Origin of the sequence: Arthrobacter sp. S41 (genome assembly GCF_004320535.1) — a bacterium.
Classification (GTDB): Bacteria; Actinomycetota; Actinomycetes; order Actinomycetales; family Micrococcaceae; genus Glutamicibacter.
The window spans coordinates 1,944,650-1,962,336 of sequence record NZ_SIHY01000001.1 but is presented as its reverse complement, the minus strand read 5'-3'; the positions used below and the strand labels follow the sequence as shown (position 1 = coordinate 1,962,336).

Annotated in this window: 20 protein-coding genes; 15 read left to right on the top strand and 5 right to left on the bottom strand. The window is 55.2% G+C overall.

Annotated elements, in window-relative coordinates:
* Positions 1-82: 82 nt before the first annotated feature.
* Positions 83-1,111 (top strand): glutaminase A, encoded by a 1,029-nt coding sequence (gene glsA, locus EYR88_RS09020; RefSeq protein ID WP_131089843.1) that lies wholly within the window; start codon positions 83-85, stop codon positions 1,109-1,111.
* A gap of 2 nt (positions 1,112-1,113) precedes the next feature.
* Here the strand turns inward: glsA and EYR88_RS09015 are convergent, their stop codons facing one another.
* Complete coding sequence (locus EYR88_RS09015; RefSeq protein WP_131089306.1) at positions 1,114-1,719, bottom strand: TetR/AcrR family transcriptional regulator; 606 nt, start codon at positions 1,717-1,719, stop codon at positions 1,114-1,116.
* Positions 1,720-1,862: 143 nt separating this feature from the next.
* Here EYR88_RS09015 and EYR88_RS09010 point away from each other — a divergent pair, with 143 nt between their 5' ends.
* Entirely contained in the window at positions 1,863-2,840 is a 978-nt protein-coding gene (locus tag EYR88_RS09010) for a nitrilase-related carbon-nitrogen hydrolase (RefSeq protein ID WP_131089305.1), read from the top strand.
* On the top strand, positions 2,833-3,855 hold the full coding sequence (locus EYR88_RS09005) for an agmatine deiminase family protein (RefSeq protein WP_131089304.1): 1,023 nt from the start codon (positions 2,833-2,835) through the stop codon (positions 3,853-3,855). Before EYR88_RS09010 ends, EYR88_RS09005 begins: the two co-directional genes overlap by 8 nt.
* Before the next feature lie 11 nt (positions 3,856-3,866).
* Here EYR88_RS09005 and EYR88_RS09000 read toward each other — a convergent pair whose 3' ends face one another.
* The gene (locus EYR88_RS09000; RefSeq protein WP_131089303.1) at positions 3,867-5,039 is read right to left on the bottom strand and encodes an FAD-dependent oxidoreductase; all 1,173 of its coding nucleotides are present in this window, start codon (positions 5,037-5,039) and stop codon (positions 3,867-3,869) included.
* A 106-nt stretch (positions 5,040-5,145) separates the two neighbouring features.
* On the opposite strand from EYR88_RS09000, the gene EYR88_RS08995 reads away from it, so the two are divergent.
* From EYR88_RS08995 to rlmN, 5 genes are all read left to right on the top strand, one after another.
* Complete coding sequence (locus tag EYR88_RS08995) at positions 5,146-5,889, top strand: sulfite exporter TauE/SafE family protein (protein WP_131089302.1); 744 nt, start codon at positions 5,146-5,148, stop codon at positions 5,887-5,889.
* A gap of 51 nt (positions 5,890-5,940) precedes the next feature.
* Positions 5,941-7,098, top strand: a complete 1,158-nt coding sequence (locus EYR88_RS08990) for a hypothetical protein (RefSeq protein WP_131089301.1) — start codon at positions 5,941-5,943, stop codon at positions 7,096-7,098.
* A 53-nt stretch (positions 7,099-7,151) separates the two neighbouring features.
* Positions 7,152-7,814 carry a GPP34 family phosphoprotein gene (locus EYR88_RS08985; RefSeq protein ID WP_131089300.1) on the top strand — a complete coding sequence of 221 codons (663 nt, stop codon included), beginning with the start codon at positions 7,152-7,154 and terminating at the stop codon, positions 7,812-7,814.
* Between the two features lie 356 nt (positions 7,815-8,170).
* Positions 8,171-8,767, top strand: coding sequence for a hypothetical protein (locus tag EYR88_RS08980; protein ID WP_131089299.1), 597 nt, complete (start codon positions 8,171-8,173; stop codon positions 8,765-8,767).
* A gap of 111 nt (positions 8,768-8,878) precedes the next feature.
* Positions 8,879-10,177 carry a 23S rRNA (adenine(2503)-C(2))-methyltransferase RlmN gene (gene rlmN, locus EYR88_RS08975; protein WP_242632499.1) on the top strand — a complete coding sequence of 433 codons (1,299 nt, stop codon included), beginning with the start codon at positions 8,879-8,881 and terminating at the stop codon, positions 10,175-10,177.
* A 65-nt stretch (positions 10,178-10,242) separates the two neighbouring features.
* Here rlmN and EYR88_RS08970 read toward each other — a convergent pair whose 3' ends face one another.
* Complete coding sequence (locus tag EYR88_RS08970; protein WP_131089298.1) at positions 10,243-10,500, bottom strand: hypothetical protein; 258 nt, start codon at positions 10,498-10,500, stop codon at positions 10,243-10,245.
* Between the two features lie 154 nt (positions 10,501-10,654).
* Between EYR88_RS08970 and EYR88_RS08965 the strand changes: the two genes are divergently transcribed.
* The 3 genes from EYR88_RS08965 (at position 10,655) to EYR88_RS08955 (ending at position 12,719) form a co-directional block, all read left to right on the top strand.
* Positions 10,655-10,921, top strand: a complete 267-nt coding sequence (locus tag EYR88_RS08965; protein WP_131089297.1) for a hypothetical protein — start codon at positions 10,655-10,657, stop codon at positions 10,919-10,921.
* Between the two features lie 136 nt (positions 10,922-11,057).
* The gene (locus EYR88_RS08960) at positions 11,058-12,254 is read left to right on the top strand and encodes an aminotransferase class I/II-fold pyridoxal phosphate-dependent enzyme (RefSeq protein ID WP_131089296.1); all 1,197 of its coding nucleotides are present in this window, start codon (positions 11,058-11,060) and stop codon (positions 12,252-12,254) included.
* Positions 12,255-12,362: 108 nt separating this feature from the next.
* Complete coding sequence (locus tag EYR88_RS08955) at positions 12,363-12,719, top strand: DUF2695 domain-containing protein (RefSeq protein ID WP_131089295.1); 357 nt, start codon at positions 12,363-12,365, stop codon at positions 12,717-12,719.
* 3 nt (positions 12,720-12,722) lie between these two features.
* Here the strand turns inward: EYR88_RS08955 and EYR88_RS08950 are convergent, their stop codons facing one another.
* A complete protein-coding gene (locus EYR88_RS08950) occupies positions 12,723-13,370 on the bottom strand; it encodes a VTT domain-containing protein (RefSeq protein ID WP_131089841.1) in 648 nt (215 codons plus the stop codon).
* Positions 13,371-13,742: 372 nt separating this feature from the next.
* Here EYR88_RS08950 and EYR88_RS08945 point away from each other — a divergent pair, with 372 nt between their 5' ends.
* Genes EYR88_RS08945 through EYR88_RS08930 form a run of 4 tightly spaced genes read left to right on the top strand, consistent with a single transcriptional unit; the run spans position 13,743 to position 17,141 of the window.
* Positions 13,743-14,660 (top strand): ABC transporter ATP-binding protein, encoded by a 918-nt coding sequence (locus EYR88_RS08945; RefSeq protein WP_131089294.1) that lies wholly within the window; start codon positions 13,743-13,745, stop codon positions 14,658-14,660.
* Positions 14,657-15,412 carry an ABC transporter permease gene (locus EYR88_RS08940; RefSeq protein ID WP_131089293.1) on the top strand — a complete coding sequence of 252 codons (756 nt, stop codon included), beginning with the start codon at positions 14,657-14,659 and terminating at the stop codon, positions 15,410-15,412. Before EYR88_RS08945 ends, EYR88_RS08940 begins: the two co-directional genes overlap by 4 nt.
* Positions 15,349-16,539, top strand: a complete 1,191-nt coding sequence (locus EYR88_RS08935) for a histidine kinase (RefSeq protein ID WP_131089292.1) — start codon at positions 15,349-15,351, stop codon at positions 16,537-16,539. Before EYR88_RS08940 ends, EYR88_RS08935 begins: the two co-directional genes overlap by 64 nt.
* On the top strand, positions 16,536-17,141 hold the full coding sequence (locus EYR88_RS08930; RefSeq protein WP_131089291.1) for a response regulator transcription factor: 606 nt from the start codon (positions 16,536-16,538) through the stop codon (positions 17,139-17,141). The genes EYR88_RS08935 and EYR88_RS08930 overlap by 4 nt, the downstream gene beginning before the upstream one ends.
* On the opposite strand, the gene EYR88_RS08925 is transcribed toward EYR88_RS08930, so the two are convergent.
* Positions 17,138-17,638: a DUF456 domain-containing protein gene (locus EYR88_RS08925; RefSeq protein ID WP_131089290.1), complete on the bottom strand. Its 501-nt coding sequence runs from the start codon at positions 17,636-17,638 to the stop codon at positions 17,138-17,140. The genes EYR88_RS08930 and EYR88_RS08925 overlap by 4 nt on opposite strands.
* Positions 17,639-17,687: the final 49 nt, after the last annotated feature.

Below are 17,687 nucleotides of genomic sequence, written 5' to 3'. Positions count from 1 at the left end.
TGGTGCCAATAGGCAGAGCTGTTGGTAGTCTCAAGTCAGATAGGCATGATTAGGCATTTTTTAGAAGCAGAGGCAGGTGGCATTGAACTATCCTTCGGAAGGCAATAACGAGACCATTCCTACGGATTTTGACGACGTAGTTCAGCAGGTATCTACCGGTGCGCTGAAAAATGACCAAATCGACAAACTGCTCAAAGAAGCCCATGAACGTTACGCAGATGTAGATGAAGGCCTGCTGGCGCACTACATTCCGATTCTCGGACAAGCGGACCCAGGACTCTTCGGTATCGCTATGTCGCACGTGGGTGGCTCGATGCACTCGGTGGGCGACTGCGCTCATCCATTCTCCATTCAGTCGATTTCTAAGATGTTCGTTTACGCGCTGGTCCTTCAGGAACATGGGCGCGAAACGGTTCGCGAACGCATTGGCGTGAACAACACCGGAATGTCCTTCAACTCGGTGATGGCTGTTGAACTCAATAATGGGCACCCAATGAATCCGATGGTTAATGCTGGCGCAATTGCCACCACCTCGTTGATTCCGGGAAAGACGGCAGCCAAAAAGTGGGAGAACGTGCAGGAAGGTCTCTCCGCTTTTGTTGGTCACTCGCTGAGCTTGGATGACGAGGTGTATCACTCCGAGTCCTTGGCCAATGAGCGCAACAAGGCTTTGGGACGTCTGCTCAAAAGCTATGGTCGGCTAGAGGATGACCCGTTCGACGCCGTGGATGTTTACACAAAGCAGTGCTCACTGAACGTCACGGCACATGACCTAGCCATCATGGGCGCAACCCTGGCCGATGGCGGGGTGAATCCGGTGACCGGCAAACGAGTGGTGGATGCCGATGTTTGCCGCGATACCTTGGCTGCGGTGGCATCCAACGGACTATATGAGCGCTCCGGTGAATGGCTCTTTGAAATTGGTTTGCCAGCAAAGTCTGGTGTTTCCGGTGGCATCGTTGCAGTGGCCCCGGGTAAGGGTGCTATTTGTTCGTTCTCACCACCTCTAGATATGGCGGGAAACTCGGTGCGAGCTCAGTTGGCTATCGGTCAGCTTTCGCGTGCCATGGGTTTGAACCTCTTCGCTTCTGCGCCCAGCCTACTGCGCTGAACTCAAGCAAGTGAGCTCTGAAGACCGTCCAAGATGATGTCCAAGCCGAGTCGGAACGTTTCCACGGAGCGGTCCTGAACATCTTGGCCTGAGTCCAAGGCTTGCCTGAAGGCGGTGGAGACCTCGGTGTCGGCAACCCAGACTTCACTCGGGGCTGCCGCGTCGAGGGCTGAGCCCAGGACGAAGGAATCAATAATGGTGATCGCTTGCAACCGCTGTTTTGGTTCAAAACCGGCAGCTGCGAGGGCTTCGGCCAAGGCATCGTAAACACGCAGTGTGGTGCTATCGCGCACCGTATAGCTGGTCATCAACGGGATGAGCCTCGGGTGCTTTGAATACGAAGCCCAGTACTCGATGGCGATTCCTTGAACGGTGTCTTGCCATGAAGAATTCTCTAGGTCAGGCAGCTTGATGGCAGACATCGCTTGGCCACGCATCAACTCAATGATTTCATCGCGACCCTGAACGTGGTTGTACAGCGAGGAAGCGGAAACCGACAAAGCCTTGGCTAACTGGGGCAGGGTGAAATCTCCGTGGGCATCCACTAATTTCAGGGCTGCCTTAGCGATGGCGTCGGTGCTCAGCTTGGGTTGTGATGGCCGGGCCATACTCACTCCTGTAGGTGGAAATCTCTTGACATGAGCATACACAAAATAAACGAAAAGCATTCGTTAAACCTCTTGCTTTCACCCCGCGGAAGCATCTACGCTATAAAACGAATCACATTCGTTTAAAACCGTGAAGGTGAACCATGCAAGAAATTCTGGCCCTAGAACCACCGGTGTCCCCGGCCCGCGCCGAAGAAGCCACCCGAGGCACACTGACCGTAGCGTTGGTCCAGCACCGCTGGCATGAAAACCCGGCAGACACCGAAGCCGAACTAGAAGAAGGCATCAAATCGGCAGCCAAGCACGGCGCCAAAATTGTCTTCCTTCCCGAGCTCACCTTGAGCAAGTACCCGGCTTTTGAAATCCCGGATGCCAACGCAGCGGACGCAACGGCGGAAGATCTGCTCACCGGCAGGACCTTTAGCTTCGCGAAGAAAATGGCCGCGATCTACCAGCTGCAGGTTCACATTTCACTGTTCCGCAAGGCCCCAGAGGCCGACGGTTTAGGACTGAACACCGCCATTATTGTTTCTCCGGAAGGTGAGCTGGTGGCAGCGACTAACAAGCTGCACATTCCGCGCACCGCTGGCTACTACGAGGACAAGTACTTCCGCGAAGGACCCAACGAAGATCCCTATCCGGTACACCGTATTCCAGCCCTAGGGGATGTGGCCATGGGCCTGCCCACTTGCTGGGATGAATGGTTCAGTGAGCCACCACGCATCTACTCGCTGGCCGGTGCGGATCTGCTTGCCTACCCAACGGCTATCGGCTCGGAGCCAGATCACCCGGACTTTGATACCGAACCACTGTGGCGTCAGACCATTGTTGGCAATGGCATTGCCAATGGTCTGTTCATGGTGGTCCCTAACCGGTGGGGAGATGAAGGAGCATTAACCTTCTACGGTTCTTCCTTCATTTCTGATCCCTACGGACGCATCCTGGCCCGCGCACCACGCGATGAATCTGCGGTACTGGTCGCTACGCTAGATCTTGACGCCCGCCGAGACTGGCTGACGCTCTTCCCATTCCTACGTACCCGCCGGCCAGAAACTTACGCAGCGCTTCGTGAAGCGCGCGAAGAGACTGGTTTGGGAGAACGGAGCAGCAGCAATGTCTGAGTTTTTCATGCCTGCAGAAACCGAAGCCCATGATCGAATCTTCATGGCCTTCCCTGCCAGTGGCTACACGCTGGGGGATACCGAAGAAGAAGCAGAAGCGGCGCGATCCACCTGGAGTCAGGTAGCCCGGGCCATCACCAAGTTCACCCCGGTGACCATGGTGGTGGATCCTTCGAGCGAAGCCGACGCGCGCCGCCACCTAGGGGACTCGGTCAGCTATTCGTTCCATGAACTAAACGATGCATGGATGCGCGATATCGGACCAACCTTTGTGCGCACCGCACACAATGAACTGGCCGCCGTGAACTGGAACTTCAACGGCTGGGGTGCCCAAAGCTGGGCGAGCTGGGACAAAGACCAACTCATCGCAGATCACCTGGCGCAGCTAACAGAACTGCCCGTTGCCCGCGCGAACATCACCAATGAAGGCGGCGGAATCCACGTTGATGGTGAAGGCACCATCTTGGCTACCCGCAGTGTGCAGCTTGATCCAGGACGAAATCCTGAGGCCAGTGAAGTGCAGATCGAGGAGGAATTCGCCCGGTTACTGGGCACCTCAAAGGTGATCTGGTTGGACCGGGGATTGACGCGCGACAATCAGGAGTTTGGTACTCGCGGGCACGTGGATATTGTGGCCTGCTTTGCCGCCCCAGGCGTGGTGCTCTACCACGATCAGCAGAACCCAGAACATCCAGATTTCCTGATTTCCCAAGAGGTGCGCACACGTCTTGAAGAATCAACGGATGCCAAAGGCCGAAAGCTCAAGCTCATTGCCGTGCCCGCACCCACGGTGCTGCGCGACGACGAAGGATGGGTGGATTACTCCTATATCAACCATCTCGTGACCAACAGTGGAGTCATCGCTTGTGCCTTTGATGATCCCAATGATGCGCAAGCAGCAAAGATCCTGGCCGAAGCGTATGAAGGCCGGGAAGTAGTCAGCGTAGATGCACGCGAACTATTCGCCCGCGGTGGTGGCATCCACTGCATCACCCAGCAGCTGCCACGCAGTTAGCGGATATCTAGTTAGCTGATCCCCAGCGCGCGCCGACGTTCTAAGAACAATGGCTCGCGCTGGGTCCGGCTGGCTGAGAACAATTCTTCTGTGCCGCGACTGCCCAAGGCCAGTTGGGCGAGGTACTCACCGATAGCCGGAACAAACTTGAAACCGTGACCACTGAAGCCCGCACCGATGGTGATCGGTCCAAGACGATCCAAGATGAAATTCTCGTCATCAGTATTGGAATAGGTGCAGGAAATCGATTCATAGATTTCCGAATCCACCCCAGGTAGCCAGCGCTGAGCGTAGTCTTGCAATCCGCGGATCTGTTCCTCGATGACCTGATGTTCACGGTGGTTAGGATCGGTCAGTCGCCCGGAGCCATGCCAACCGACCTTGATCCCCAGTCCCGGAGTATGCATGCCGTACACGGGACCGAAGACCGGGGAACCAATATCCCGCGTGCCGTCCAAAATATGGTTAAAGCCGGGGAACTTGGCCTCGGAGGAACGCAATGCGAAGTGCACGGGATGCTCTTCGGTGACGTGGATGGCTGGCAAATCATGCTGACCCAGTAGCTGATGGGTCCAAGCTCCAGCGGTGACGATCAAATGTTTGGCAAACACAGTGCGCTCGCCGGACTCATCACGAACGCGCACCGCTACCTGTTCGTCGTTGATCACCTCGATGCCTACGACTGGGTGCTCATGCTGGATTCTTGCGCCGGCCTCGGCCGCCAATCGCTGCATTGCGGCCACGGCGGCATCAGCGTTGATCTGCCCGCCCGCTGGAATGTGCAGCACTTCGGTTTCAAACTTCATGCCACTAAAGCGTTCTTGAGCCTCATCGATGCTCAACAGTTCGCTAGCAAAACCTGCACCGGCCAGTACCTCATGCATGTGCCGTTGTTCCGCGACAACGCCGTGGTTGACCAGCCCGGTACGAGTCAGCAGTGGGGTGTTTGCCTGAGCCGAGATGTCATCCCAGAGGATATTGGCTCGCTGTAGCAGTCGCAGGTACTCGGACCGTGCGTAAGCAGGATTAAAGTTGCGAGTGCTGCCATGGGAAGCGCCCTGCTGATGCCCCGGTTCAAAGCGCTCAAGTAACAACACTTCGTGCCCGCTCTGCGCCAAAGATAACGCAGTTGCTGAGCCCATGGCCCCGCCGCCGATGATCAAAAATTCTACGTTGTTGCTCACGTTTAAAGCTTAAAACCTTAGTCAGTGCCTAGCTGCGCAATGAGTCGTATTCTCGCTGGGCTAACGTAATAGTCAGGACATCCAAAGACACAGAGGAAGAGTGGGTTTGAGCGGGGAATTAGCAACGGTGCTTTTGCTGGTAGCAGCAGTATTCCTTGGAGCCTCCACTCAGCGCATCTCCGGAATGGGCTTCGCCATGGTGGCCTCCCCATTCTTGGTCTTGCTACTCGGACCGCATGCAGGAATTACCTTGGTCAACCTGCTCGGAGCGTGTAGTAGCCTGATGATTTTTGTTCAGGTCTTCCGAAAGGTGCAATACAAAAAGGTTGCACTGATCTTGATTCCGGCAATGCTCATGACCATTCCCGGTGCCTGGGTAGCAGCCCGAGTTCAGGGTCCGTGGTTATCCATTGGCATTGCTCTGATGGTGTTTTTGGCACTGGGTTCTAGCTTTATGATCCGCAACCTTCCCGCGGCCCAAGGCAAGTCACTGGCTATTGGCGCCGGCGCAGTCTCTGGGTTTATGTCGGTGACCGCAGGGGTCTCGGGTCCTGCCATTGCCGGCTACGCGGTGGCCAGTCGTTGGCCACAACGCCAATTCGCTGTCTCGGTGCAGCTGTATTTCCTGGTGCTCTCGTGCACCTCCTTGGTAGCTAAAGGCGGACTGCCACATTTACCCGCTGGTCAGTGGATCGGTTGTTTCACTGCCATGCTGATAGGCATCTTGCTGGGTAATTATTTGGCACCAAAGATCCCGTCCAAATACAGTCGCGCATTTGTTGTGCTGATTGCCTTTGCCGGTGCGCTGAGTCTGATGGTTGAAGGAATCACCGCGCTCGCAGCTCGCTGATGGCTAGCGGTGCCACGACAGTTTCTCTACGGTAATGAGAGAATAGAACACGTGCCATACCAGTATTCCGAAGTCCCAGCTAACCGCCGGATCAGCGAGCTTGCTATTGAGCGGCGTGCGCTGTGGGCCGGACTGTTCTGTTCTCTTTTTGGCCTGACCGCGGCGCTGATCTTCTTTGCCGGTGAACGTCCCGCACTTTTTGGACGTTGGTCGGTGGGCTTTGTATCGGCGGTCTGCGGTGCAACCGCAGCAGCATCAAGTAGTGCCTATGCTTTCCGTTCGATCCTTAGATATCGCGAACCGTGGTTGCGGCGCATCCCGGTATGGCGCCAATTGGTCACCGGTATCGGGTTGATCCTGGTGCATATGGCCAGCTCAGCCATGATCATTTTGGTGGTCTTCCACCTGTTCCAACAAGCATTTTTTGGTTTGCACCTTGATGTTCTTGCTGGGGCGTTGGCGGTCAGCGCGGTGACTGGATTGACGGCCTACCTATGCTTGGTGGCCACCGCTCGTACGAGTGCTGAAACGCTCTCGGTGGTCTTGGGAATCTTCATGGCCGCCGGTGTTTTGATCAGCATGTTGCTGGCTGAAGAACAAGGCTGGTGGCGCAGCATGTTTTCCTTCTTGGGTACTGCGCAGGCTGGCCGAGGATCCTTCTGGACGTTTAACCTGACGCTGATCATTTCGGGTTTGGTCTTGGCGGCCTTCACCGAGTTCCTCACCCGTGATCTTATGTTGCTCTCTCGGACCTATCGCTGCCGACCAGCACTACGCAGATATAAACTTGCACGGAAACTACGTCCCCGTCCAAGGATTGTGCGCTGGTGCTTGGTAGTGGTGGCCGTGGGCATTATCGGGATCGGTCTGGTGCCGGTGAATGTGTCTATGGAAATACATTCGGTATTTGTGCAGCTCGCTTCGGTAGCAATGATCATCCTTTTGGCAGGTACGGCAGTCTTGCTGCCGGGTTATCCTGCCGTATTCCATCTGATGTCCTATGCGGCTGTTGGTGCAGTTTGGGTGGCCTTCCTGCTGTGGAATGACTGGGCTTACTACAACTTGACCGGGTTTGAACTCTCCGTCGTAGCCATCATGTTTGCGTGGATCTCGGTGTTCATTCGTACCACAGCGGCGATGACCCGAGATGGTGAAGAACGTGAACCTGCCGGTTTTTCGCAAGACTCTGCGACAAAAATTAGTTCCTAATATCCGTCGAAATGCTGAGGACTGAGCATTGGTCGGGTAGGTAGCCTGTAGGCATGCTGATCTCAGAAAAGCTCTACCTACTGATGGCCGATAATCAACAGAAGCCCGAAGCGGTGATGACAGCTGCCGGCTACGGGATGAATGCCGCAGTACTTTCTGACTTAATGATTGCTGGACGGGTTGCGCTCAGTGATGACACGGTTCCACGGATCAAACTCATTGGCGCCGGTCCTTGCCCGGATCCGGTCTTGGCTTCTTCGCTGGAAAAGTTGGAGAAAAAGGGCAGTCTCACCTTAGACGCTGCGGTCAAGATTCCAGGTCTGTGCAATGTTCGTCGGGTTACCGATTCTTTAGCCAAGCAGGGCATCGTTGAATACGGTTCGCGGACAATGCTCGGTTTGGGTAAAGAGCGGGTCAATATTCTCAACGAACAAATTGAGCGTCAGATGCGCGCGGATTTCAGCGCCCAGATCCACGGCAAGCGGCCTTCGGGGATCAGTGACACCACGGTGCTAGCAATCCTGCAAGCATTGGGAATCGCTCAAAAAGTACTAGCCGATGAGATCTCTCCGATGAGTTCCGGGCAAGCACAAACGCGTATCGCTGAACTAGCCCAAGACTCGCCGGCAGCAGATTCTGCCCAGCGGGCTGTGGCCGAGATGAATGCGATCATCACCAGCGCGCAAGTCATCCCTCCCGCGACGGGATCCAAGTAGAAAACCCCGGTGGCGGGTAACTAGGTCATAACAACTACGACTCGTTTTGATCACTTACGTGAACGGATCTGCCTTTTGGGTCCTCGCTCCCACCGGAATTCTCCCTGCAGTGGCCAGCCATGGATTCCACTGACGGGAGTCGAATGAGTGTCTTGAATCAGCGACGGAACTTCGTGGCTTCGAACCGACATGACGACGCGAAATTTAGTTATGCCAAATTCGCTTTTCTGACCGCTGGTAGGTCTAGGAACCGTAACTGTTATATCAATCTATTGCATTAATGGTGTGAGGAGTTGGAGACTGGCTGAGCCTACATTCGCGTGCAACGGCGCATGCGGAGAAAGAAGGGAATCAGCATGAATACGAAGATTCGCGGAGTTCTGTCCGCAGCTGGGGCGCTCGCGCTAGCAGTGACCGCATTCGCACCTGCCTCTGCAGCGCCACCTGAAAAGAGCAACGTCACCTGGGCCACTGCCGAGATTGCGCAGGTGGGGGAACTAGAAGGGTTCACTGGCACCTCGCACCTGATCGGATTTTCCGGGAACACCGACGGCTTTAGTGACGTTTCGGTGGTGAGCTTCAACTGCCCTGAGGGTCAACTTCCATCATGGGATCCGGACAGCGGGTGTGAAGAAGTGGGGATAGTTGGCATGTATGGCTACGCCGCTGATGTCAGCATCAATAAGAAGCTGTCACAGGCCACGGTTGATTCAACGGTTCGCGTCTACGAAGGTGAAACTGAATCAGGTGAGCCGATCTGGGGCCAAGCTCGACAGCTGAACTTCACCATGCAGGCCACCGGTGATCTCGTGACCACGAAGGACCGGCAGGACGGATACGTTCGCACCGATAGGGAACGTCCTGCCGTGGTCACCAGTGGTCAAGTCGGTGAATTGGACCTGGCTGGCAGCGTGGGAAAGATTGAACAGGTGAAAGAAACCTACAAGTACTAGCCGCTCGAATCAATTGGTGCTGCATTGTCGCTAAGCTGACGGTGCAGCACCATTAGCGCGTGCCCAAACTCACCGCCAAGACGCTTCCGATACGTGAAACAATAGGTAGTAATGACTTCCATCGATTCCACCCCACTTTCCGCTGACGAACGCAAGGCACTGCGCACCGAGCAGGCCGCAGCTCAGCGCGCCCAGCAGCTGCGCATCTCCAAGTCCCGAGCCGACGCCGAAGGGCGCGCCCAGGTCATCCCAACCGCTGAAGGTTGGAAGCAGGAGATGGGTGCCGATGGTCGTCCCGAACTACAGTTCGCGACCAAGCGCCGCGTCTCCCAGCCGCCAACGCACCTAGCCGACCTGTCGCTAGCTGAGCGTCAGGCCAAGCTGAAGGAACTGGGTCTGCCAGGATTCCGCGCTAAGCAGCTTTCGGTGCACTACTTCCAGCACTACACCACCGATCCTGAGAAGATGAGTGATCTTCCTAAGGAGCGCCGTGCGGAACTGGCCGAGGCCATGTTCCCGAAGCTGCTCACCGAGGTTAAGCGCCTAGAGACCGATGATGGCAAGACCATCAAGTTCCTTTGGCGTCTCTTTGACGGTTCGCTCGTTGAATCCGTATTGATGCGTTACCCAAACCGCATCACCCTGTGCATCTCTTCGCAGTGCGGTTGTGGCATGAACTGCCCATTCTGCGCCACCGGACAGGCGGGCCTGACTCGCAATATGTCCACCGCTGAGATCCTGGACCAGATCGTTCAGGCTAACCGCGTGATCGCCGAAGGCGGTCTGGGTGGACAGCAGCACCCAGAGGAGCGCGTTGGCAACATCGTGTTCATGGGTATGGGTGAGCCACTGGCTAACTACAAGCGCGTCATGAACGCCGTTCACCGCATGGTCGCTGAAGCTCCTGAAGGCCTGGGTATGAGTGCTCGCGGCATTACCCTCTCCACCGTTGGTTTGGTTCCTGCCATCCGCAAGCTGACAGAAGAGAACGTCCCAGTGACCTTCGCTCTGTCGCTGCACGCACCAGATGATGAGCTGCGCGATGAGCTGATCCCAGTGAACTCACGTTGGAAGGTCGATGAGGCATTGGATGCCGCGTTTGACTACTACGTGAAGACCGGACGTCGTGTCTCAATTGAGTACGCGTTGATCAAGGACATGAACGACCACGAGTGGCGTGCAGAAATGCTAGCCAAGAAGCTCAACGCTCGCGGTCGCGGATGGGTTCACGTGAACCCAATTCCGTTGAACCCAGTACCGGGTTCCATCTGGACCCGAAGCGAACCGGACATCACTTCCAAGTTTGTGCGTCGCCTCGATGAGTTGGGTGTTCCAACCACCTTGCGTGATACTCGCGGCAAGGAAATCGACGGAGCATGCGGCCAGCTCGCAGCTGACGGCGACAAGTAAGCAAAGAAAAAATCGGGACCCGAAAGGGTCCCGATTTTTTTTAGTTAAGCTCAGTGAGCTGGAAGCTACAGCTTTTCCTGCGAGTCAACGTTGCGAGCGGCCGCAGTGAAGCGACGCTCAAATTCTTCGGCGGAGACCAATTCGCGCTCAACGCGGAAGGACGATTCCGGAATACCAAGCACCGCTGCAATCAGGGTGCGGGTATAGCCAGCAATCTTGCGTGACTTTCGGGTGCAGGTTACCTGATCAATTTCCGGGACCCAGATGTTCCACCAGCCGCCTTCTTTGCCGACGACGGCTTGGAATACTTTTTGCTTGCTCATGTGTTGCCTTTGCTCTCTGCGTTGTCGGGGCAGAATCCTGCCGTCTGCGTTAATAGTCCACCATACTCGTCCTTGATGGTCAGTTGCCCGGCCGCAATAAAGCTCTGATCTCTACGCCTTGATAGATTTGGTGAAGTAGGGATAAGGGGATGGTATGAATCAGAATGATGACCAGAATTTTGACCCGATGATTTACGACGTCATGCGCGAATTGACGACACAAATTGTCGGCAGATATTCGGCTTGGCAAAGGGAAGCTGCAACCGAGCGTGAAGCGAATCATTGGCGCGAGGAATGGCTACGAGTCCGAACGGAAGCACGCGAGGTCGACCCGCGCAGCCGCGCAGCCATTGAAGCTAAAACGGCCGAACTTCGTCAGGTCCTGCTCGAGTTGCCTGTAGATGCGCCGACGCTTGAGTAGTGCTCAGGATCAAGATCTCAAGATGAAGTGGACGACTGATTGGCACTATGCGCTTGGCTCAAGGCCAGCCGGTGTAGCGTTGGAGGCTGAGAGTTAGGCGCAGGTCAAGCGCGAGTGCAAGTAGTGAGGACAAAAAGTGCAGGTATCCCAGCGCGCCCAAGTTGCTCCCTTTGAAGTGATGCAAATAGTTGATCAGGTTTCCACAATGCGCCAAGCGGGTCACGACGTGATCTCCTTATGCGTCGGCGAACCTGGTGGGGGAGCACCGGCTGCGGTCAATGGGCTTGCGGCGCAACTGCACGCTGAGCAGGCCGACTTTGGGTACACCTCTACTGCTGGTTTGGCTGAAACCCGCCAAGCCCTCGCCGAGCATTACCGCAATTCTTACGGCGTGCAGATTCCGGCGAAGAACTTCGTGATGACCACTGGCTCCTCGGGTGCTTTCCAGCTGGCGTTCCTCGCGGCCTTTGATGCCGGAGATGTCGTCGCACTGGCACGTCCGGGCTACCCGGCCTACGCCAACATCCTCAGAGCGCTGGGCCTGAAGGTAGTGGATCTTCCTACCAACGCAGAACAACGCTTCCAGCCGACTATCGCCAACTTGGAACAGGCCAAAAATGAGCATGGCCGTTTGGATGGGCTAGTAGTCGCCTCGCCAAATAATCCCACCGGAACCATGTTCAGTTCCGAGGAGCTGAACGAGTTGGCTACGTGGTGCGAATCCAATGGGGTTCGGTTAATCAGCGACGAGATTTATCACGGCATCGAGTTTGATCCTGAGCGTAAGGGGCACACCTCATGGGAGTTCTCCGAGACGTCCATTGTTGTCTCATCCTTCTCTAAATATTGGGGAATGACTGGTTGGCGGCTGGGCTGGATGGTTGTTCCCGACGATCTGCTGTCAGCCGTTGACGCCTTGGCTTCCAATCTTGCGTTGTGCGCACCTGCGCCAGCGCAGCGAGCTGCGGTTGCCGCATTTACGCAGGAGAGTCTGAAGGAAGCAAACCAAAGAGTTGAAGAGTTCGCTCGCACTCGCACTCTGGTTCTTGAAAACCTGAAGAGGCTAGGAATCGCTGAAGCCGCACCGGCTGATGGCGCGTTCTACCTCTACGGACGGTTGGCTCCGGAAGTACTGGAACATTTTGGTTCGGCTAGCGAGTATTCTCAGGCAGTCCTTGAGCACGCACATGTTGCTCTGACCCCTGGTGGAGACTTTGATCCGTTTGAAGGTCACCTGTTTATCCGGCTGTCTTTTGCCGCCGGATATGAGCAAGTAGCTGAGGCTCTGGAACGAGTAGATGCCTTCTTGCGGCAGAGCCTTGCTGGAGCATAGATGTCCACAACTCGTGAGCCTTAGCGTGCTGGGCCGGCTCAAAGCTGGAAAGTAATGGCAGGAGCAACAAATTGGTTGCTCCTGCCATTACGTCTTTAAGGAGTTCTGATGTCCCAGCTGCCATTACCGGTTGAACACGAATGTCTGCCTTGTTATCTGTACCGGGTTGCCGGGTCGCAGTCCTGCGATGGGACCCTGCAGATGCTCAGTCACTACCGGGACCAATGCGCCCCGCGGGCCAGTGCACTGGAGAAAAAGATGCGGTTGTTGGGCGGGTATTGCGACTGCGAGGTGTTGCTCAACGCGGTGCGGCCAGCATCTACCCAGGCCATGCGTTTGATTGATGCGGGCGAAGATTTGGTCTGTAAAGGAGTACGCCGCGGCACAATCCAACCGTGTGAGAACTGGTTGATGCGCCGCGGCGTACAGTGGGGTGGCGGTCGTTTTAGCCGCCGAAGTGCTTAGAAATTAGTCTTCGATGTTCTTGCTTGGCTTGCGGGACTTGAGCAATTCAATACCGATCGGGATGACCGAGACCAGCACGATCAAGATGAAGATGATGTCGATATTTTCTTCGATCCAGGTGAACTGTCCCAGCCAGTAACCCAGCATGGTGACGCCGATACCCCATAGGGCTGCGCCGATCAGGTTGAAGGTGGCGAAAGTCTTGTGGTCCATCTTCGCAACACCGGCAATGACCGGGACGAAGGTACGTACCACTGGGACAAAGCGTGCGAGGATCACTGCGCGGCCACCGAACTTTTCGAAGAATTCGTGGGCGCGTTCTACGTTCTTCTGCGAGAAGAAGCGTGAGTCAGGCTTGTTGAAGATTGCCGGGCCGGACTTCCTGCCAATCATGAATCCAGTTTGATCTCCTGCAAAAGCGCTGATGAAGATTGCTAGCGCGAAGAGCCACAGTGGGATGTGGATGGTGCCAGTTGCGATGAGCATACCCACGGTGAAAAGCATTGAGTCACCAGGTAGGAAGAAGCCAACTAGCAAGCCGGTCTCAGCGAAAACGATGGCGCAGACAAGCACGACGACCCATGGGCCGAGGTCTGGGTTATCTAGGAAAACCGCAGGGTTAAGCCAGTCCGGTAGGAACGCGGCACCCATAGTTGGTGAGGCGTAATTCGTCAGCGTGGAAAGGAAAGAAGTTTGATCAAGCACAGAAAAAATCCTACGGGAAGTCACTGTGAGTTTCCCATAGGACTCGGCAGAGAAAGGTTTGTTCGACCGGAGATTCACAAGGCAAGAGATCGGCCTTTTGATCGCTAACCGGCATTGATCACTACTTCTGTGAAATTCTCACTCCAACAGCCTCGGTCCACTTCGCGACCAACTGTTGTCTAAGTCACAGCGTTTATTAAAGCTCAGGCCAGATGGTTGTTTTGTTGCAACCAGTTTGTTGAAGCCATGACAACTGTCATGCGTAGGTCATGACATTCCGCTCTTCTGTGGTGTTGTTCTGAAGCAAAGAATAGAAATATGGAAACGATAATTGGGGCCAATGCCATTTCGTTGAGTGCGGTGGAGAAAACGTTCACGTCGGGAAAAAGTACGGTTCAGGCAGTAAGAGGGATAAACCTTCAAATCGAGCAGGGACAAATTGTCGCGCTACTGGGCCCAAATGGTGCCGGGAAAACCACCACTATCGACATGATGTTAGGGCTGATTTCTCCCTCGTCTGGATCCATCCGAGTATTAGGTAACAGTCCCCACCAAGCAATCTCTTCTGGAAACGTTTCGGCAGTACTCCAAACCGGAGGACTGCTGCGCGACCTGACCGTGAGGGAAACCATTAAAGTCATCGCAGCCATGCAAGAGTGCACAGAGCGAATCGACTCGGTAATGGAACGAACTAGTCTGAATAAGATTGCCAAGCGCAAAGTTGGCAAATGCTCCGGTGGCGAACAGCAACGCATCAAATTTGCGTTGGCTCTGCTACCAGACCCAGACGTGCTGATCTTGGACGAGCCAACCGCTGGCATGGATGTGATGGCGCGTAGAGAGTTCTGGCAAACGATGCAGAGCGAGGCTACAGCAGGGCGCACCATCATTTTTGCCACTCACTATTTGGAAGAAGCCCAAAATTTTGCCCAACGCACCGTCTTGATGAGCCAAGGACAAATTGTGGCGGATGGGGCAACAGAAGAATTGCGGCATCTCATCTCTGGCCGTGTAGTTAGTGCCAGTTTCACTACTGAATCCCAGGCAGACCAAGCGCGCAATTTTGACGATTCGGTCTTCATCACCGAACGTCAAGGGCTGCGCTACACATTCCAATGTGCCAACTCTGATCAGTTCACGCTGGCGCTGTTGCAACACTTCGGGGCGCGAGATATTGAGATCTCGTCCCCGAGCCTTGAAGACGCTTTTATCCAACTCACCAAGGTTGCATCATGATGACTACCTACATCCAAGTGGAGTTTGCTCGGCACTTCCGCGACGGCTACAACTTAGTTTTTGCATTGTTGTTACCGGCGGCAATGTACATCCTCTTCGGAAACATCCCGAGTTACGGACAATCCGAGCTTGGGGGAGGAAACGTCAAGTTTTATCTGATGATCTCCATGGCTGCCTACGGTGCAGCGGTGAGCACTGTTTCTATCGCAGGAACGGTGGCCACCGAAACAATGCAGGGCTGGGGCAGACAAATCGCGTTGACCAGAATGTCTCCTACCACTTTTGTTGCTAGCAAGATGATTGTCGCCGCCACCGTTGCCGCAATTTCTGCGGCCGTCGTTTTCGTTCTAGGTGCGGCCACCGGCGCGGTGGTTCTAGACAGCTGGATCTGGAGCGTTAGTTACCTAATCACCTTGCTCGGAGCCATGATCTTTGCATGCTACGGAATCGGAATGGGCATGATTCTTAAGTCGGAGTCCGCTTTAGGTCTGGCGTCAGGGCTGATGGTGTTCTTCGCATTCTTTGGTAACGTCTTCATGCCGTTGGAGGGAGTGATGCTAGATGCGGCCCGTTTCACACCAATGTTCGGTTACGTAGCCCTTGCCCGTTATCCGATGCTCGCTGATATTCCTGCTGACGAGCCTATGAGCTCAGACCCATTGTGGATGATCGCTACTAACCTAGTGGTATGGGCAATGATCTTCGCCGTCTTCGCGGTACTCGCCACGCGCCGGGCCAAGGCGCGTCAGTGAACAACAGCGCGGGTAACGCAATGGATGCCGAAGAGCAGTTCTGGCGCCGTTGGGGATGGATGCTATCCGGCGTATGGCTTCTTTTCTTGATCTTCCCAATTCTTCAGTTGTTGCAGAACCCGTACCCAAGCCATGTGCGAATTATCGGGCTCGGATTGCTTGTCATATTTTCCTTCACGTACCTGAGGGGCTTCAGAAAATATTCGCATCTTGTGGGGCAAGGAGGCACCAATGAGCCAGAAGCGCTACTCAGCTTCTTGCTCTTGGCCGTCTTAGTAGTTCCCGCGATTTTCTTCATCGAAGTCAATGCTCTAGGACTGCTCCCGTTCATTACCTCCTTTGCTGCCTTCTTGCTGACGAAGCGCTGGGTGATTGCCACCTATGCTGTTGCGGCCGCGCTGAGCATTGGACTACCAATATTTTTAGGTCAGTTCTCGGATGGACTGTTCCTCATTGGTCTAAACCTGGCAATGATGGTGGTGTATGCGGTGACCGTGGCAGCGATTAGCAGATCCGTTGCCTCTGAAGAGTTGCGTGGCGACTATCTGGTGATGGCTGAACAGGAGCGAGTGGCCCGCGATGTTCATGATGGAATTGGTCATTCACTCACAGCTCTGAATCTCAAAGCACAGTTAGCCCTGCGTTTGATTGATGCCGGACAAATTGATCGGGCCCGCACGGAAGTTCAACAGCTCTCGACATTGGCGCTCGATGCGCTTGCTTCGGTGCGGACCACCGTTCAAGGACTGGAGCGTCAGGACCTAGACGCGGAGCTGGCTCTACTTCGCAAAGTCTGTGACGATTCGGGACTGTCTTTCACTTTGGTGGGTAACGCCGAGCAGATTGAGCTACGGTGGCGTTCTCATACCGCTTGGATTGTGCGCGAGGCGCTCACAAACGTTCTACGCCATGCTCACGCTGGTGCAGTGCGAGTCACGATCACTGCCGTTGAGGTGACTGTTGATGATGACGGAGACGGGTTGCGGGAGCAGGATACGGGACACGGTATCCGGGGTATGGTCGAACGTGCCAAGCAGATCGGAGCAACAGCTACCGTGGGCCCATCGCCCTTTGGTGGAACTCGTCTTCAATTGATTTTTGCGAGCAGCATCAAGGAGCAACAGTGATTCGAGTATTGATTGCCGATGACCAGCACTTGGTGCGTGGCGCCATAGCGGCGTTGTTGAATCTGGAAGATGACCTTAATGTCGTGGCTGAATGCGCTGACGGTGACGAAGTGGCAGCTGCCCTAGCGACCCATCCAGCTGATGTAGCACTTCTGGATATTCAGATGCTTCGACTTGACGGGTTACAAGTAGCCGAGCAACTTCGCTCCACGCACCCTGAAGTGAAGGTGCTAATTCTGACGACCTTTGATCGGCCTGGATACTTCCGTCAAGCCTTTGAAGCTGGAGCCAGCGGGTTCCTCGTAAAGGATGCGCCGCCAGCTGAGCTGATCGCGGCGATCCGCAAAATCCATGCTGGTAATAAAGTAGTTGACCCAAAGCGAGCGATGCTGAGCGTGGAGAGCAAACGAAATCCGCTCACCGAGAGGGAACGCGAAATCCTTGAGCATGCGGCTACCGGCGCCCCGGTATCTCACATCGCCGCCAGCGTGCATCTTTCTACTGGGACAGTGCGCAACCACCTGTCTAACGCGATCGGCAAAACCAATACTGCCAACCGGATCGAAGCCGCCCGCAGGGCCAAGCAGATGGGCTGGCTCTAGCGGGTCGCGAAGTGCGCGATTAGCCCGATCACCCAAATGGATGAAGCCAAAAGTACGCAGCCGAATTCAACTACGATGCCTAGTCCCATAGCCTTCAGTGCGGCCCAAGAAGAACTGAACGCACCGGAGACTTCACGACGCCGCACGCTCTCTCCGAGGAACAGGCCCACAGCAAAGCCGATGAACAAACCCAACACGGGGATGATAAAGGCTCCGGCGATGGCTCCTATCACCGCAAAGAGAATTGTTCCCTTGGGAACCTGGTGCTCTTTGAGTTTGCGTCCGGTGAGGACTGCGGAGGCTGACCATCCCAAGAAGGTAATAGCCATACCTAGGCCAGCTGCCCACCATGAAGCGCTGGAACCTAAGAGCCAACCCCACGCAAGCAGGGTGCCGATGGTCAATAATGAACCGGGCAGCACCGGGAAAATGGTGCCGAAGGCCGAAACTACCAGCAGTAGTCCGGCAAGGATGGTGTAAATAATCTGTGTATCCATGAGCCAAGTTTCGCACGGTCAATGCCATGAGAAACTCGGTAACAAATGG

Coding starts and splice junctions, on each gene's coding strand:
- EYR88_RS08945 (WP_131089294.1), top strand. CDS start 13,743: ATGGAAACGATAATTGGGGCCAATGCCATTTCGTTGAGTGCGGTGGAG.
- EYR88_RS08965 (WP_131089297.1), top strand. CDS start 10,655: ATGAATCAGAATGATGACCAGAATTTTGACCCGATGATTTACGACGTC.
- EYR88_RS09015 (WP_131089306.1), bottom strand. CDS start 1,719: ATGGCCCGGCCATCACAACCCAAGCTGAGCACCGACGCCATCGCTAAG.
- EYR88_RS08925 (WP_131089290.1), bottom strand. CDS start 17,638: ATGGATACACAGATTATTTACACCATCCTTGCCGGACTACTGCTGGTA.
- EYR88_RS08985 (WP_131089300.1), top strand. CDS start 7,152: ATGCTGATCTCAGAAAAGCTCTACCTACTGATGGCCGATAATCAACAG.
- EYR88_RS08955 (WP_131089295.1), top strand. CDS start 12,363: ATGTCCCAGCTGCCATTACCGGTTGAACACGAATGTCTGCCTTGTTAT.
- EYR88_RS09005 (WP_131089304.1), top strand. CDS start 2,833: ATGTCTGAGTTTTTCATGCCTGCAGAAACCGAAGCCCATGATCGAATC.
- EYR88_RS09010 (WP_131089305.1), top strand. CDS start 1,863: ATGCAAGAAATTCTGGCCCTAGAACCACCGGTGTCCCCGGCCCGCGCC.
- EYR88_RS08935 (WP_131089292.1), top strand. CDS start 15,349: ATGGGCAATGATCTTCGCCGTCTTCGCGGTACTCGCCACGCGCCGGGC.
- EYR88_RS08940 (WP_131089293.1), top strand. CDS start 14,657: ATGATGACTACCTACATCCAAGTGGAGTTTGCTCGGCACTTCCGCGAC.
- EYR88_RS08970 (WP_131089298.1), bottom strand. CDS start 10,500: ATGAGCAAGCAAAAAGTATTCCAAGCCGTCGTCGGCAAAGAAGGCGGC.
- EYR88_RS08950 (WP_131089841.1), bottom strand. CDS start 13,370: ATGGGTGCCGCGTTCCTACCGGACTGGCTTAACCCTGCGGTTTTCCTA.
- rlmN (WP_242632499.1), top strand. CDS start 8,879: ATGACTTCCATCGATTCCACCCCACTTTCCGCTGACGAACGCAAGGCA.
- EYR88_RS08980 (WP_131089299.1), top strand. CDS start 8,171: ATGAATACGAAGATTCGCGGAGTTCTGTCCGCAGCTGGGGCGCTCGCG.